Source organism: Ruegeria sp. CH11 (assembly GCF_056537105.1).
Genome location: NZ_JBQFQX010000001.1, coordinates 307066 through 322737 on the forward strand (window position 1 = coordinate 307066; position 15672 = coordinate 322737).

The window sequence follows — 15672 nt, forward strand, 5'->3', positions numbered from 1 at the left end:
GAAATAACACCGCAAACCCACGTTGCGCATTCACGCGCCCTGCCCTATGTGGCGTCTCATGACACAGAGATTGCATATCGTCGGCGGCGGAATGGCCGGGTCCGAGGCCGCCTGGCAGGCTGCTGAATTGGGTGTGGATGTCGTTATCCACGAAATGCGCCCCAAGGTGGGCACGTTTGCGCATCAGACCGGCAATCTGGCAGAAATGGTGTGCTCGAACTCGTTCCGTTCGGACGATGACGAACAGAACGCCGTTGGCCTGCTGCATTGGGAGATGCGCGCCGCAAACGGGCTGATCATGTCCACTGCAGACGCACATCGCTTGCCCGCTGGCGGCGCGCTGGCGGTTGACCGGGATCCCTTTGCCGAAACGGTTACGGCCAGGCTGCACGCTCACCCGCGCGTGTCCGTCACCGCCGAAGAAGTCACGTCTTTGCCGTCAGACGGTCACTGGATCTTTGCCACAGGTCCGCTGACCTCGGCTGATCTGGGCGCTGCGATCCAGTCCGAAACCGGGGCCGAAGCGCTGGCGTTTTTCGATGCGATTGCACCGATCGTCTATGCAGACAGCATCGACATGAGCCAGGCGTGGATGCAATCGCGCTATGACAAGGGCGAGACCGAAGAAGAGCGCACCGCTTATCTGAACTGCCCGATGGACCGTGATCAATACGAAGCGTTCATTGATGCCCTATTGGCGGCAGACAAGACCGAATTTCATGAAGGCGAAACCGCAGGATATTTCGATGGCTGCCTGCCGATCGAGGTTATGGCGGAGCGTGGCCGCGAGACGCTGCGCCATGGACCGATGAAACCAGTTGGCCTGACCAACCCGCACAATCCGGACGACAAGCCCTATGCGGTGGTGCAATTGCGGCGCGATAACGCTCTGGGTACGCTGTTCAATATCGTGGGTTTCCAAACCAAGATGAAGTACGGTGCGCAGGCCGACGTGTTTCGCATGATCCCGGGGCTTGAGAATGCCAGTTTTGCCCGGCTGGGCGGCATTCATCGCAATACATTCATCAATTCACCGACCCTGCTGGATGCACAGATGCGTCTGAAATCGCGTCCCAACATACGCTTTGCCGGCCAAATCACCGGGGTCGAAGGTTATGTGGAAAGCGCCGCGATGGGATTGCTGGCCGGGCGGTTTGCTGCGGCTGAGATTCAGGATCGCACCCTTCCACCGCTTCCCCAGGACAGCGGGATGGGGGCCTTGATCCACCACATTACCGGCGGCGCCGAGGCAAAAACCTTTCAGCCGATGAACGTAAATTTCGGCCTGTTCCGCCCCGTTGAGGGCTTGAAAGGTGGGCGTCGCGGCCGCAAGGACCGCTACAAAGCCTATACCGATCGCGCCAAAGCGGCGTGGACCGAGTGGCTGGCTGGACGATGACCCCTGCGACCGCTTAACATGCCTGCATGAGCAAAAAATTTCTCAAGGATGTCTATGGGCTTGGGTCTGTGCAGGAAACGCAGGACCATTACCGGGAATGGGCGACGTCGTATGACGACGAGGTCGGCGGGCAAGGTTATGTGACACCGCAACGGGTGGCCGAGGCCTTGTGGTCGAAAAAACCGCAGGCGGATGTCCCTATTCTGGACTATGGCTGTGGCACGGGTCTGTCCGGCGAGGCTCTGCACACCGTCGGGTATCGGGTGATTGATGGCATGGACCCGACCTCTGAGATGTTGCGAGGGGCTGAAGCAAAGGGCGTATACCGAACCCTGACCGAGTTCGATATCACTGACCCTGCTCCGGTCAAGTCAGGCTCCTATTCGGTGATTACAGCCATTGGTGTGATCGGCACAGGTGCCGCACCGCCGGAAACACTGGATATGTTGATGCACGCCTTGCCAAAGAAAGGTCTGCTGGCGTTTTCGTTCAATGACCTGACGCTTGCAGAACGCAGCTATACCACGCGTTTGGGTGATTGGCTGGACATGGGGCATGCCCGTCTTCTGTTTCGCGAGAACGGCCCCCACCTACGCGGCATGGACATGAGATCAGACGTTTACGTGATTGAAAAAGCGTGACTTTCAGGACCCGTTTTGCGCCGTCTCCAACCGGACCGTTACACTTGGGTCACGCCTATTCGGCGATCCTGGCCCATGATTTGGCGTGTGAACAGGGCGGAGAGTTCCTGCTGCGGATCGAAGATATTGATCAATCCCGCGCGCGCCCAAAGTGGGAAAATCTGATCTATGATGATCTTGAATGGCTGGGCCTGCGTTGGCCCAAGCCTGTCATGCGCCAGTTGGACCGCTTGCCTGCCTATCAGGTCGCCTTGGATCAGCTTTGGGCGCTGGGTCTGTTGTACCCTTGTACATGTAACCGAAAGGACATAGCCGCGGCAGCCAATGCGCCGCAGGAAGGTGCGCCGCTTTATGGGCCCGATGGTCTCATTTACCCCGGCACCTGCCGGGAACGTTGGAAACACGGCGATCCCGGCAGCAGGACGCGGCCAATCGATATTCCCCTGCGGCTCGATATCGCCAAGGCGGCACAATTGGTTCAGGCCCGCGCGCCGGGGTTTCACGAATTAGGGGCAGGTCCAAACGGTGAGACTGGGACGATCGCACTGTCGGCCCAGGATTTGTCGCAGACCATCGGAGATGTCGTCTTGTCCCGGCGTGACATGGGGACGTCATATCACCTCTCGGTGGTGCTGGATGATGCCGATCAGGGCATCACGCATATCGTGCGCGGGCAGGATTTGTTCGAGGCAACGCGTATTCACGTCCTACTGCAAGCGGTGCTTGGCCTTCCGACCCCTCATTACATGCATCATCGGCTGATCCGTGACGAAACGGGTAAGCGTCTGGCTAAACGCGACGATGCGCGCGCGATCGCCAAATACCGTGAAGAAGGTGCCAGCCCCGAAGATATCCGGCGGATGATTGGAATCTGAGCCAAATCCACCCCTTAGCGACGAAGCACGTTAAACACCACGCACCGGATGTTCACTGCATCGGCTTCATCAATTCTTCTTCTTCGCCTTCGCGAACAGCGGTGTAGAAGCAGGACCGCCGGTTCGTGTGACAGGCAGGCCCTTGCTGACGCACCACAACCAACAGACAGTCGCGGTCGCAATCGACCCGGAAATCGACCAGCTCTTGCACGTGACCCGAGGTTTCGCCTTTGACCCAGAACGATTTACGCGAGCGCGACCAATAGGTTACCCGCCGCGACTCAAGTGTGCGCGAAACCGACTCGACATTCATCCAGGCCATCATGAGAACCTCGCCCGTGCTCTCGTCCTGAGCGATGGCTGGGATCAGACCCACCTCGTTGAATTTCAGCGTCGATGGGTCGAACGCGACTGTCTGTGCCATTCCAAAAAACCTTTTGCATCGCCGGGTTTGGTCACTATGTATTGGGAACCGCTACCGAGGGAAACCCATGTCCGGCGAAACTGACCTGATCAAGCTGTATTCCGGCCGCATTCTTGCGCTGGCGGCGGATATTCCTCATCTTGATCGTCTGGAAAACCCCGATGCCACCGTCAAAAAGCGCGCGCCTCTGTGCGGCTCGACGGTGACGGTGGATGTAACGCTGCGTGACGGCAAGGTTGCCGAATACGGACAGGATGTAAAAGCTTGCGCGCTTGGTCAGGCCTCGGCTTCTGTCGTTGGTGATGCGGTGATTGGCGCGACGCGTCAACAGGTTGAAACCGCCCGCGATCAGCTCTCAGCCATGTTGAAGAAAGACGGCCCTGCCCCGGATGCGCCCTTTGACGGGCTCGAAGTTCTGATGCCTGCGCGGGATTACAAGAACCGTCACGCCTCAATCCTGCTGGCGTTGGAGGCCACCGCCGAGGCGATGGGACAAGCTGAACAGGCCAATTGCGCCTGACCTTGGCCTTCTGCACGGACGCCGAATAACCTCGCGCGAATGTCCTGAGGGGGTCGCGGTTTGAACAATCTGCTTGAACATTTCGTGACCCTTTGGGTGGTGATTGACCCGATCGGCACGATCCCGGTATTCATCGCCGTCACCGCCGGTATCGAGGCGTCTGCCCGCCGTCGCACGGCATTACTTGCAGCATTCATCAGCGCCGGAGTTTTGCTGTTCTTCCTTGTTTTCGGACAGCTGCTGATCGAGGCATTGGATATTGGCCTCAACTCGTTTCAGGTTGCCGGTGGTATCATCCTGTTTCTGTTCGCGCTGACAATGATCTTTGGAGAAAGCAAACAGGAAATCGAGCAGCGCCAAGCCGAAGAAGATCAGGAAGACAAGATTCACCAATCCAATCCAGCGATCTTCCCGTTGGCTGTTCCGTCACTCGCATCGCCTGGTGCGATGCTGGCGATCGTCATTTTGACCGACAACAACCGATTTAGCGCAGCGGATCAGGGTATCACCGCGCTGATCATGCTTTTGGTCATCGCGATAGCCTTTGTCTTGATGCTGCTGGCCGAGCCGATCATTCGGCTGATCGGCCATTCCGGCGCTGCCATCATCAGCCGCGTGATGGGCATGATCCTGGCCTCTGTCGCAGTCAACTCCGTGCTTTCAGCGATCCTTGAGATCATGAAGACGGGTCAATTGTAAGAAAAAACCGCCGCACCTTCCGGGCGGAAAGGGCGGCGGCAGGTATTGCGTTTCTCGCGTGGGATCCGGAATTCCGCGCGGGGCCGAGGCAGGCCCCTCAAGGGGTTTGGGACAGGCAGGTCACCCTTGACTGAAATGGGGATGACATACGCGGGTTGAACGGCACGAGATCGCAGGCAGAAAGGCTTAGAACCCCAGCGGCAGATGAAGGGCAACCACCAGCATCACAACCAAGGACACGGCACCAACAGCGTCTTGCAAGATTGTTGCTTGCGAACGGCTGAATGCGGTCTTGATTTGGGTCAGCATGGTCTCACCTCCGGTCAGGGTTTAATCCTTTGTTGACCTTTTGTTCTCATATTTTCCCGAGTCGGTAAAGAACTTTTTGAGAACATTTGTGAACTTACCGGAACTTTCTGCCTAACCCACTGATATCAAACGGATCGCCTGATCCTGCTTCATCAACCACAACAGAACACGCGCGGCTTGCCCCCGATCAGAGGTGAGTTTCGGGTCACCGGAGAGCAGATTCCGCGCGTCAGATTGCGCAACAGCCATCAATCCAGCCTGCCGTTCCAGATCAGCGATCCGAAATTTTGGCAGGCCCGACTGCGCGGTTCCGATCAGGTCTCCGGCGCCGCGCATCTGAAGATCGGTTTCGGCAATACGAAACCCGTCTTCGGTCTCACGAAGAACCTCCAGACGTTTGCGACCGCCTTCACTTAGCGGCGGCTGATACATCAACAAGCAGGTCGAGGCTTCCTCGCCACGTCCGACCCGACCACGCAACTGATGTAGCTGCGCCAAACCGAAAATCTCCGCCCGCTCGATCACCATGATCGTGGCGTTCGGCACGTTGACACCGACCTCGATCACTGTTGTTGCGACCAGCACCTTGGTTTGTCCGGATTGAAACGCTGCCATCGCGGCGTCCTTATCCGCTGGCGGCATCTGGCCATGCACCAGCCCGACCGTATCGTCGCCCAGCAAGGCACGCAGTCGTTTGAACCGCTCCTCGGCCGCTGTCAGGTCCGAAACTTCGGATTCGTCCACCAAAGGACAGACCCAGTAACATTGCCTACCCTCACCGATCGCACGCCGCAAATGGTCGACCACCTCGTCCATGCGCTGCGTGCTGATGATAGCGGTTTTGATCGGCTTACGACCCGGCGGCTTTTCATCCAGCACCGATACGTCCATGTTACCATATTGCGCCAGCGCCAGACTGCGCGGGATCGGTGTGGCGGTCATGACCAGAACATCTGCTCCCTGCCCTTTTTCGGACAGCTCCATCCGCTGACGCACACCGAAACGGTGCTGCTCGTCAACGATCGCGAGACGCAGATCCTGAAATTCAACATCGCTTTGGAACACGGCATGCGTGCCAACCAGAATGTGAATGTCCCCTCGCGCCAGCGCGGCAAGCTTGGCTTTTCGCTCGGCCCCCTTATCGCGGCCCGTCAGGATCTCCAGAACCACGCCAGCCTCTTCGGCCAACGGGCGCAGCCCTTCGAGATGTTGGCGGGCAAGGATCTCGGTGGGGGCCATCATGACACCCTGCCCCTTGGCCTCAACCGCGACCAGCAGGGCCATGAACGCCACCAGCGTTTTGCCCGCACCCACATCACCTTGCAACAAACGGTTCATCCGCGTATCCGAGCCCATATCAGCGGTGATTTCCTGGATCGCGCGCTCTTGCGCTCCGGTCGGTCGATACGGCAGGGATTGCAGTACTCGCCCCTGCAACGCCCCGGTTCCAACACTGACAGTTCCGCGTGCCTTCTTTTCCCTTTGCCGGGCCAGCGCAAGCGTGAGTTGGTGCGCGAACAGCTCATCATAAGCCAGCCGCTCCCTTGCGAGGGCAAATGGCGCGACGTCATCCGCACCTTGCGGATGGTGCGCATCGCGGATCGCCGCCGCCCAGCCCGGCCAGCTTTTCTGCTCGATCTGGTTGGGGTCAATCCACTCCTGAAGGTTGGGCACGCGGTCCAGCGCACTTTGCGCCGCCTTGTACGCGGTTTTCTGCGTCACCCCTTGGGTCAGATGGTAGACGGGTTCAAACTCTGGCAGTTCGGCGACATCCGCTGGGGCAACCACATGATCCGGGTGAACCATCTGCGCCATACCGTCGAACAGTTCAAGTTTGCCAGAAACTACCCGACGCGACCCTTGCGGCAGGATCTTTTTCAGATAGTCACCGCGCGCGTGGAAGAACACGATCTGGAAATCCGCCTGGCTATCCTCAACATGAATGCGGTAAGCACCGCCCCGATTGCGAGAAGGGCGATGCGGGCCGACGGTAACCTCAACAGTCAGCGTCGTCGGCAGATCAGCTCCTTTGATCGTGTCTCGCCGCCGCCGGTCAATCACCGCGTAAGGCAACGCAAACAGAACATCCCGTGGTGTTTCGACCCCCAATTGCCCAAACAATTGCGCGGTTTTGGGGCCTACACCGTCCAGCGTCTCGAGGCCCGCAAACAGCGGAAACAGGATCTCCGGACGGCTGCTCATGCATCCCCGATCAGTTGCAGCCAGCCATCTTCGTCCAGCGTTTCAATCCCCAGATCCGCCGCCTTTTTTGCCTTGGAGCCCGCACCTGGACCTGCCACCAGCAGATCGGTTTTCTGGCTGACCGAGCCCGACACCTTTGCCCCCAGCGCCTCGGCCCTTGCCTTGGCCTCGGCCCGGGTCATTTTTTCCAGCGTTCCGGTAAACACAACCGTTTTGCCCGCAACCGGGCTGTCAGCGGCTGGCAGATCTGGCGCAATGATCGTCAGGTGCTGCCGGAGGTCATCGAAGGCCCGGCGCTCATCAGCATTTGCAAATGCATCCGACAGGGAAAGGCCCAATGTGGTGCCAATCCCGTCAATGCCAATCAGGTCCGACCAGGCCGAAACAGCGGCCGAAGGTACATCGGAATTGCCAATGGCGACGTCCCGCGCCTCTTTCACCCGGGCGCGGCGGCCTTCCAGCGTTGCGGTTTGCCGTTCGACCTCTTCCGCTGCGTCTGCGCGTCGTTGGGCCAGGGCCGCCGGACGGGCCGTGTCAATCGCTTGCGCCATCACATCCCAATCGAGATAGTGCAACGCAAGGTCCCGTGCGCCAACCTCACCGACATGGCGAATGCCCAGGGCGAACAACAGACGCCCAAACTCGATCTTCCGCTTTTCGTCGATGGCCGCGAACAGATTTCTGGCCGATGTTTCACCCCACCCGTCCCGGTTCTTGAGCCGCGACAGGTTTTTTGCGTCGCGCTCATGCAGAGTGAAAATGTCGGCGGGGGTATTGATCGGCAGAGCCGTGTCACCATGGAACATCTCAATCTGCTTGGCGCCCAGACCCTCGATATCAAAGGCTTTGCGCGATACAAAATGCTTCAGTTTTTCAACGGCTTGAGCTGGGCAGATCAGCCCGCCCGTGCAGCGCCGGACCGCATCGCCGTCCTCGCGAATGGCGTCACTACCACATTCGGGGCAAGTCGTCGGAAATTCATAGGGTGCGCTGTCATCCGGGCGTTTCGACAGGTCAACATCGGCCACTTTGGGAATGACATCCCCAGCCCTGTAGACCTGCACCCAGTCCCCGATGCGGATATCCTTGCCGTCCCGGATCACACCGCCTTTGGCATCGCGGCCCGCGATATAGTCTTCGTTATGCAGCGTGGCGTTCGAGACGACCACACCCCCGACCGTGACGGGATGCAACCGTGCAACCGGGCTAAGTGCTCCGGTGCGCCCTACCTGAATGTCGATCCCGTCCAACCGGGTCCAGGCTAATTCAGCGGGGAACTTGTGGGCGATCGCCCAACGCGGCGTGGTCGAGCGAAAGCCAAGCCGCGCCTGCAAGGCAAGATCGTTGACCTTATAGACAACGCCGTCGATATCATATCCGAGAGTCGACCGCTGCGCTTCGATATCGCGGTAATGGTTCAGCATTTCTGGGACCGAGTCGCATTTTCGCGTCAACTCGTTGGTCTGAAACCCGAAGGCGTGCAGACGTTCGATGGCATCAATCTGTGTGGTCGCGATTGGCGCCGAGAGCTCTCCCCACGCATAGGCAAAGAACCGAAGAGGCCGGGAGCGGGTGATTGTGGCATCCAACTGACGCAGCGACCCCGCAGCCGCGTTGCGCGGATTGGCAAAGGTCTTGCCGCCGGTTGCGGTCTGGCGCGCGTTCAGATCGTCAAAATCCGCGTGCGACATGTAGACCTCGCCGCGCACCTCCAGGATGTCCGGGGCGTTCTCGATCTGTTGCGGAATATCCGCAACAGTGCGCGCGTTGGCGGTGACATTCTCGCCGACCTCTCCATCGCCGCGCGTCGCCGCCTGGACCAAAACGCCCCGCTCGTAGCGCAGCGAAAGGGACAGGCCGTCGATCTTGGGTTCGGCGGTGTATGAGAGCGGCGCGTCGTCACTCAGCCCCAGATATTTCCGAATTGAACGGTCGAAATCTGCGATATCGGTATCGTCAAAACCATTACCCAACGACATCATCCGGACCGCGTGAGAGACCTTGGCAAACCCGTCAGCCGCCCGCGCACCAACTAGATCGGTCGGACTGTCGCTGCGCTTCAGTGCCGGAAAGTGCGCCTCGATATCGGCGTTTCGACGTTTTAACGCGTCGTAGTCCGCATCCGAAAGTTCGGGCGCATCTTCTGCGTGATATAGTCGATTGGCCCGTTGCAGGACATGGGCGAGCCGCTCTAACTCGGCGCGGGCCTCATCCTGCGTCAGCTCGGATACGGGGGTAGTTTCGCTCATGGCCTCGCCCTGTCACGTCGTTCTGAAACCCAGTGATAGGGCGAGGCCGAAGCGAGGTCCAGTGTTGTGCTGTACCGTGAGTGGAGGTGCCGCCCTGGACCAACGGCGGCGGTGTTTTAGTCAGGCACCTACGGCCAAACGAGTTTCCGAGTTTGCCGCCGCCTGCGGATCACGCAGAACATATCCCCGGCCCCAGACCGTTTCGATATAGTTCTCGCCACCCGTAGCGTTGCTGAGTTTCTTGCGCAGCTTGCAGATGAACACGTCGATGATCTTGAGTTCCGGTTCGTCCATGCCGCCATAGAGATGGTTGAGGAACATCTCTTTGGTCAGGGTTGTCCCTTTGCGCAGGCTCAAAAGCTCGAGCATCTGGTATTCCTTGCCGGTCAGATGGACAGTCTTGCCTTCGACCTCGACCGTTTTGGCATCCAGGTTGACTGCAACCCGTCCGGTGTGAATGACCGATTGGGAATGACCCTTGGAGCGGCGGATAATGGCGTGGATACGAGCCACCAGCTCTTCTCGGTGGAAGGGCTTGGTCAGATAGTCGTCGGCACCAAAGCCGAAACCTTTGATCTTGCTTTCCGTGTCATCTGCGCCGGACAGAATCAAAATCGGCGTTTCCACGCGCGCAATGCGAAGCTGGCGAAGAACCTCGTGACCATTCATGTCAGGCAGGTTTAGATCCAGCAGGATCAGATCGTAATCATAGAGCTTTGCCAGGTCGATGCCTTCTTCGCCAAGATCTGTCGCATAAACGTTCAAATTTGCATGAGTCAGCATCAATTCGATGCTTTTGGACGTTGTTGGATCATCCTCGACAAGAAGTATTCGCATATTACTGCTCCAATTTAGGTCAAATTCTTCAACTGAATTGAGCCTGAATAAAAATGGTTAATCTGACGTTACCGTTGAATCGTTTATTCACGCTCATCTTTAAGTTGTCGATATTTTTTTAATGTGGTGACCTTCAAAGCGTCGACACCGTGCTCGGCCACGGCTGCGACCCAGGTGTTGAACTCTTCATCACTGATGCCATAGCGTTTCTTGGCATCCGGCAAGGTGATCAGCCCATACAGCACCCCCCGGACGACCAGCGCCTTTCGGGACGCGACCCATCTTCTTGTGTCGGCAGACGGCAAATCAGCGCGCGTCAGGATGGTTCCGTCCGGTAATGTAATTGACCGCGGTCCTTCCACTTTGTGCAAATACATCTCTCGCCCCTTTTTCAACTGCGACAAAGCTGCCCCCAGCCTACTTAAAAGGAGGTGAAACCACCCCTTGAGAGTGTGTAGAATTTTCCTATATTCTGCCGGTCTTTCTTAACCCGGACTGGAATCGCCATGGCCCTCGCTGCCGAGACCAAACTCAATTCGCTTGGTTTTGCCAAACCGCCCTCGGAAACGCGAGTGGTTGTTGCCATGTCGGGTGGTGTCGACAGTTCGGTCGTTGCGGCCTATCTGGCCGAACAGGGCTATGACGTGGTCGGCGTGACCCTGCAGCTTTATGACCACGGCGCGGCACTGGCCAAGAAAGGCGCGTGCTGCGCCGGGATCGATATCCACGATGCGCGCCGCGTGGCCGAGGAACGCGGTTTTCCGCATTACGTGCTGGACTACGAGAACATCTTCAAGGACGCCGTGATCGACGAGTTCGCCGACAGTTACCTGGCTGGCGCGACACCCGTCCCCTGCATTCGTTGCAATGAACGCGTGAAATTCAAGGACCTGCTGGAAACCGCCAAGGACCTCGAGGCTGACTGCATGGCGACCGGTCATTACATTCAGCGCAAGATGGGCACAAACGGGCCTGAGTTGCACAGCGCCGAAGACGCCAATCGCGATCAGTCCTATTTCCTGTTCTCGACCACGCCAGAGCAGTTGGACTATCTGCGTTTCCCGTTGGGTCACCTGCCCTCAAAGGACGCAACGCGTGAGATGGCGGCGCAATACGGTCTGGCCGTGGCCGACAAGCCCGACAGTCAGGACATTTGCTTTGTGCCAAACGGCAACTATGCCAGCGTGATCGAAAATCTGCGTCCCGGCGCTGCCGAACCCGGCGAGATCGTGCATGCAGATGGTCGGGTGCTGGCCCAGCACAATGGCGTCATTCACTACACGATCGGACAGCGCCGCGGTCTGGGCATTGGTGGCCTGAGTGAGCCGCTTTATGTGGTGAAGCTGGATGTAGACAAAAAACAGGTCGTGGTCGGCCCCAAGGAATTGCTGGCCACGCGGACCATCCCCGTGCGCGAGATCAACTGGCTAGGCGATGCGCCGTTCACTTCGCAAGAAGAATGGCACCTGTCGGTCAAAGTCCGCTCGACCCGCCCCCCGCGCGAGGCGATCATCCGCCCACTGTCCGACACGACCGCAGAGGTCGAGTTACTGACGCCCGAGGAAGGTATTTCGCCCGGACAGGCTTGTGTGTTCTACGCCAACGAGGGCAGCCGCATCTTTGGCGGCGGCTGGATCTGGCGCGGTTACTGAGGCCGAAGCGTGCTTCCTACAAGACGTCTGTCGGGCTGTTGACCAGAATATACAGCCCCACTGACACCATGATGTAAGGCGCAATCCTGTCGAGTCGGGCAAATCGCGGCCCAAGAACCTGCGCACGCGGTGCGCCCCAGCTTGCAACCACACTCAGAATAGCGAGCGCAGAGAAAGCTCCGATCAAGGCCGTCAAACGAAATGCCGGGGTCGAATCCGCAAACAGTGGCGTCATGGCCGCCAAAGTGTCGAACGACAGGCTTAGAAACAGCGCAACGGTCGATGTTATCGCACCCGTATCCGGCAGTTTACGGCCTTCGGCACCTGAAAGCTGTTGCCAGATACCGTAGAGACCCAAAGACAAGGGTATGATCCCAAGATAGCCGACCCACCGCAGAAACCCGGTTTGATCCAGCCCGCTGGCGATCACCATTGCCAGTATCAGGATGATCGCCTGCGCTACAACAAACCCCGCAACTGCGCGCCGTGTTTCCATCACCATGATCAGGCCGAACAGGACAACCAGATTGTCCAAATTGGTCGAGATCGTCACGATCCCGGCCGACACGGCGAACAGGATATGCTCAATCATGTTGGCTTGGCAGTCGCTTTAGTACCGCCTTGGCTGCGCGCAAACCCGGTGCTTCTCCACCGCGTCCCAGGCGGTCCATTGTCAAGGTCATCGCCTCGCGCTGCGCCTCCGGATCAGCCGCCACATCTTTGAGCGCGGCTGCGATTTTGTCGGGGACGCAATCGTCCAGCAAACGCTCGGGAACCGACCGCGTATCGGATACCAGATTGACCAGAGTCACCGTGTCCAGCTTGACCATTCGTTCGGCCATTTTCTGGGTCAGCCAACTGAGCTTGTAGGCGATGACCATCGGTGTCGCCTGCGCGGCCAGTTCAAGCGATACGGTGCCCGATGCGGCCAAGGCCAATTCCGCAGCAGCAAAGGCTGCGCGTTTCTGCTGAACCGCAAGATCTGCAGGGATATTGCGCGGATCGACAACGACCGGAGACCCCGGCCAGTTCTGCACGTGATCGGTCACGGTCTCGACCATGTGAGCGACGGCAGGAACGACCACCCGCATTTCGGGTCGACCAGTCAGAAACAGACGCAGAGCCTCACCGAATACCGGCGCAAGCCGATCGACTTCGCCCCGACGCGATCCCGGCAGCGCCAGAATAACCGGGCTTTGCCCCAACCCATGGGCCTGCCGGAACTCTTGTATGTCCTCGTCAGTTGCGACGGGTTCGTTGACGACCGGGTGACCGACAAAGTCGCACTCCATGCCGGCGCGTTCCATGTACGGCGGCTCGAACGGCAGCAGTGCCAGAACGTGATCGATGACCTTTGCCATCTTGTCCGCCCTGCCCGGTCGCCACGCCCAGACACTGGGAGCGACGTAATGGACCGTGCGGATTTTGCTGCCCGCTTTTACGATCTTGGCCACGCGCAGCGAGAAATCGGGACTGTCAATCGTGATCAAGACATCCGGCTGCGTGTCGAGCACGGCCTCAGCCGTCTCGGCGATACGACGCTTGAGGTGAAAGAACTTGGGCAGAACCTCGACCAGCCCCATAACGCTGAGTTCGGCCATCGGAAAGCGACTGACCAGCCCTTGCGCCTGCATCAGCGGGCCACCGACACCGTCAAACTCGACATCCGGGACCAGTGTTTTCAGGCCTTCCATCAACGCGCCACCCAGCCGATCGCCCGAAGGTTCTCCGGCGACCAGAAAGACACGCATCAGACGGCCCGCTCACGCACAAGCAGGAACAGGCCCAACCGGTCGCATTCTGCCACCACGCGCTGGCGGTCCAGGACGATGACACCGCCCTTTTCGATAACGATGCCTGTCAGACCGGCCGCGACCGCTTCGGTCACAGTGTCCGGGCCGATGGTGGGCAGGTCTACGCGGCGGTCCTGATCCGGCTTCGGGCCTTTGAAAAGCACGCCACCACCAGCATCGGGGCGCTGGGTCAGGGATTGCAGCATCCATGCGGTGCCATAAATCCCTTCAACCGCCAAAGCCTGCCCTTTCTGGACCACACACGCCTGACCGATATCGGCGGCCCCCATCGCGCGCAGGATACCCGCAGCCCGGTCCGCGTCGGCCTGATCGGCCTCGGACGGCTGAGCCTGCGTCAAACATCCAACGGGTGGAAGAACCCCGGGCGCGATCTCGTGCGCGGCGCGCACCGTCAGGCCCGATTGTTCGAAAATAGCGATGACCGCCCGCAGCGCGCCGTCATCACCGGACATCATGGCCTGCTGCAAGATCGGAACCAGCGGCATCGTTGCCGCATCGATCCGCGCAGGATCAACGGCAGGTCTGCGCACCGCACCCGCCATGCAAATTTCATCCACCCCGCGCACCTTGAGGTCAGCGATAAAGCTGCCGAGCTGCTCCAGCGGAAATACAATATCCGGGGTCAGAGTGTCGGGTTGAAACCCTTCCAGTGCGCACACCAGCGGGCGCTCGTCCAGTTGGCTCACCACCTCGTCCGGCAAAGCGCCTGTACCTGCGATCAAAGCCAGCATGCCGTTACTTCCCTGGCGTCAGGAACGACCGATCCGACGCGCCGGTGACAAAGTCCAGAATCTCGCGGACGTAATCGCTGTCTGCACCTTCAAGCCGGTCTACGCGATCCATAAAGGTACCGTCACCCTCGGACAGCTCGCGGAAGGCGGCGCGCAGCGCAGATATATCCTCGCGCGAGACGCCGCGACGCTTCAGGCCCACAAGGTTAAGACCGTCCAGCTCGCCTCGCGCGGCCTGAACCAAACCGTAGGGAATGACATCTTTTGGCACCATGGTCAGGGCCCCGATGATCGCCCCGCGACCAACGCGCACAAACTGGTGCAATCCCGAGATGCCACCGATGATCGCATCATCACCAACAACGCAATGGCCCGCCGCACCCGAGTGGTTCACCATGATGACGCGGTCGCCAATTTGCACGTCATGGGCCACATGAACCCCCGCCATCAGCAGGCAATCGTCGCCAATCCGCGTCACGCCACCGCCACCATCAGTGCCGGTGTTGATCGTCACATGCTCACGGATACGATTGCGCTTGCCGATCTCTAGCCGTGTATTTTCACCGCCAAATTTCAGATCCTGCGGAATTTCCCCGATGACCGAGAAATTGAACACGACGCTGTCTTCTCCGACCGAGGTATCGCCGGTTACCACAACGTGCGATTTCAGCTCCACCCGGTCCCCGAGCCGCACCTGAGGACCGACGAAACAAAAAGGACCGATCTTGCAGTCAGCCCCGATTTGCGCGCCGTCTTCGATTATCGCGCTGGGGTGAATGTTGCTCATGTCGTTTTTTCCATGTCCCAGTCGACATAGGCCGAAAACTCGGCTTCGGCGGCCACCTCGCCATCGACCGTTGCACGGCCGCTGAACTTGAATATCTTTCCGCCCTTCTTGCCGCGCACGGTTTCCACATGCATCTCAAGCACATCACCGGGCACGACTTTGCGGCGGAATTTGCATTTGTCGATATTCATGAAGTAGATCAGCAGATCGCTGTCGATGACATCCATGCCAACGCCCAACATCACGCCAGCGGTCTGCGCCATGGCCTCGACAATGGTCACACCGGGCATGATCGGAGTGCCCGGGAAATGCCCCTGAAAATGCGGTTCGTTCATGGTGACGTTCTTGATACCGACAGCAGAGTGATAGCCTGAAATATCAACCACCTTATCGACCAGCAGAAACGGGTAGCGATGCGGCAATATCCGCTGAATCAGCTGAATGTCGGCACTCTGGGTTTCCGTGGTCATAAGCAGAAGTCCTGTGTCTGATGTTTCTTACTGGCGTGGTTAGCAATACTGCCCTTCAAGGGC

General features: G+C 58.9%; 17 protein-coding genes. 6 read left to right on the top strand and 11 right to left on the bottom strand.

Annotation, left to right across the window (positions count from 1 at the left end; translation table 11 throughout):
- The first annotated feature begins 58 nt into the window (after nt 1-58).
- From trmFO to gluQRS, 3 genes are read left to right on the top strand one after another with little or no spacing between them, the layout of a single operon-like run.
- A complete protein-coding gene (trmFO, locus tag ACR0LX_RS01540) occupies nt 59-1399 on the top strand; it encodes a methylenetetrahydrofolate--tRNA-(uracil(54)-C(5))-methyltransferase (FADH(2)-oxidizing) TrmFO (RefSeq protein ID WP_480782286.1) in 1341 nt (446 codons plus the stop codon).
- A 26-nt stretch (nt 1400-1425) separates the two neighbouring features.
- A complete protein-coding gene (locus tag ACR0LX_RS01545) occupies nt 1426-2040 on the top strand; it encodes a class I SAM-dependent DNA methyltransferase (RefSeq protein WP_480782287.1) in 615 nt (204 codons plus the stop codon).
- On the top strand, nt 2037-2915 hold the full coding sequence (gene gluQRS, locus ACR0LX_RS01550; protein WP_480782288.1) for a tRNA glutamyl-Q(34) synthetase GluQRS: 879 nt from the start codon (nt 2037-2039) through the stop codon (nt 2913-2915). The genes ACR0LX_RS01545 and gluQRS overlap by 4 nt, the downstream gene beginning before the upstream one ends.
- A 52-nt stretch (nt 2916-2967) precedes the next feature.
- Here gluQRS and hisI read toward each other — a convergent pair whose 3' ends face one another.
- Nucleotides 2968-3339, bottom strand: coding sequence for a phosphoribosyl-AMP cyclohydrolase (gene hisI / locus ACR0LX_RS01555; protein ID WP_480782289.1), 372 nt, complete (start codon nt 3337-3339; stop codon nt 2968-2970).
- A gap of 67 nt (nt 3340-3406) precedes the next feature.
- On the opposite strand from hisI, the gene ACR0LX_RS01560 reads away from it, so the two are divergent.
- The gene (locus ACR0LX_RS01560) at nt 3407-3859 is read left to right on the top strand and encodes an iron-sulfur cluster assembly scaffold protein (protein WP_480782290.1); all 453 of its coding nucleotides are present in this window, start codon (nt 3407-3409) and stop codon (nt 3857-3859) included.
- A 60-nt stretch (nt 3860-3919) separates the two neighbouring features.
- Nucleotides 3920-4558 carry a MarC family protein gene (locus ACR0LX_RS01565; protein WP_480782291.1) on the top strand — a complete coding sequence of 213 codons (639 nt, stop codon included), beginning with the start codon at nt 3920-3922 and terminating at the stop codon, nt 4556-4558.
- 186 nt (nt 4559-4744) lie between these two features.
- On the opposite strand, the gene ACR0LX_RS01570 is transcribed toward ACR0LX_RS01565, so the two are convergent.
- The 5 genes from ACR0LX_RS01570 to sciP all read right to left on the bottom strand — a co-directional run bounded on the left by ACR0LX_RS01570 (nt 4745) and on the right by sciP (nt 10532).
- Nucleotides 4745-4867 carry a hypothetical protein gene (locus tag ACR0LX_RS01570; protein WP_480782292.1) on the bottom strand — a complete coding sequence of 41 codons (123 nt, stop codon included), beginning with the start codon at nt 4865-4867 and terminating at the stop codon, nt 4745-4747.
- 111 nt (nt 4868-4978) lie between these two features.
- The gene (recG, locus tag ACR0LX_RS01575; RefSeq protein WP_480782293.1) at nt 4979-7069 is read right to left on the bottom strand and encodes an ATP-dependent DNA helicase RecG; all 2091 of its coding nucleotides are present in this window, start codon (nt 7067-7069) and stop codon (nt 4979-4981) included.
- Nucleotides 7066-9318, bottom strand: coding sequence for an NAD-dependent DNA ligase LigA (gene ligA, locus ACR0LX_RS01580; protein ID WP_480782294.1), 2253 nt, complete (start codon nt 9316-9318; stop codon nt 7066-7068). The genes recG and ligA overlap by 4 nt, the downstream gene beginning before the upstream one ends.
- A 120-nt stretch (nt 9319-9438) precedes the next feature.
- Nucleotides 9439-10155: a response regulator transcription factor CtrA gene (gene ctrA / locus ACR0LX_RS01585; protein WP_480569628.1), complete on the bottom strand. Its 717-nt coding sequence runs from the start codon at nt 10153-10155 to the stop codon at nt 9439-9441.
- A gap of 83 nt (nt 10156-10238) precedes the next feature.
- Nucleotides 10239-10532 carry a CtrA inhibitor SciP gene (gene sciP, locus ACR0LX_RS01590; RefSeq protein ID WP_480782295.1) on the bottom strand — a complete coding sequence of 98 codons (294 nt, stop codon included), beginning with the start codon at nt 10530-10532 and terminating at the stop codon, nt 10239-10241.
- 129 nt (nt 10533-10661) lie between these two features.
- Here sciP and mnmA point away from each other — a divergent pair, with 129 nt between their 5' ends.
- Complete coding sequence (gene mnmA / locus ACR0LX_RS01595; RefSeq protein WP_480782296.1) at nt 10662-11807, top strand: tRNA 2-thiouridine(34) synthase MnmA; 1146 nt, start codon at nt 10662-10664, stop codon at nt 11805-11807.
- Between the two features lie 16 nt (nt 11808-11823).
- Here the strand turns inward: mnmA and ACR0LX_RS01600 are convergent, their stop codons facing one another.
- Genes ACR0LX_RS01600 through fabZ form a run of 5 tightly spaced genes read right to left on the bottom strand, consistent with a single transcriptional unit; the run spans nt 11824 to nt 15609 of the window.
- The gene (locus ACR0LX_RS01600; RefSeq protein WP_480782297.1) at nt 11824-12399 is read right to left on the bottom strand and encodes a hypothetical protein; all 576 of its coding nucleotides are present in this window, start codon (nt 12397-12399) and stop codon (nt 11824-11826) included.
- Nucleotides 12392-13558: a lipid-A-disaccharide synthase gene (lpxB, locus tag ACR0LX_RS01605; RefSeq protein ID WP_480782298.1), complete on the bottom strand. Its 1167-nt coding sequence runs from the start codon at nt 13556-13558 to the stop codon at nt 12392-12394. Before lpxB ends, ACR0LX_RS01600 begins: the two co-directional genes overlap by 8 nt.
- Nucleotides 13558-14352: an LpxI family protein gene (locus tag ACR0LX_RS01610; RefSeq protein ID WP_480782299.1), complete on the bottom strand. Its 795-nt coding sequence runs from the start codon at nt 14350-14352 to the stop codon at nt 13558-13560. Before ACR0LX_RS01610 ends, lpxB begins: the two co-directional genes overlap by 1 nt.
- Nucleotides 14353-14356: 4 nt before the next feature.
- A complete protein-coding gene (lpxA, locus tag ACR0LX_RS01615) occupies nt 14357-15139 on the bottom strand; it encodes an acyl-ACP--UDP-N-acetylglucosamine O-acyltransferase (RefSeq protein WP_480782300.1) in 783 nt (260 codons plus the stop codon).
- Complete coding sequence (fabZ, locus tag ACR0LX_RS01620; RefSeq protein ID WP_480569606.1) at nt 15136-15609, bottom strand: 3-hydroxyacyl-ACP dehydratase FabZ; 474 nt, start codon at nt 15607-15609, stop codon at nt 15136-15138. Before fabZ ends, lpxA begins: the two co-directional genes overlap by 4 nt.
- Between the last annotated feature and the right edge of the window lie 63 nt (nt 15610-15672).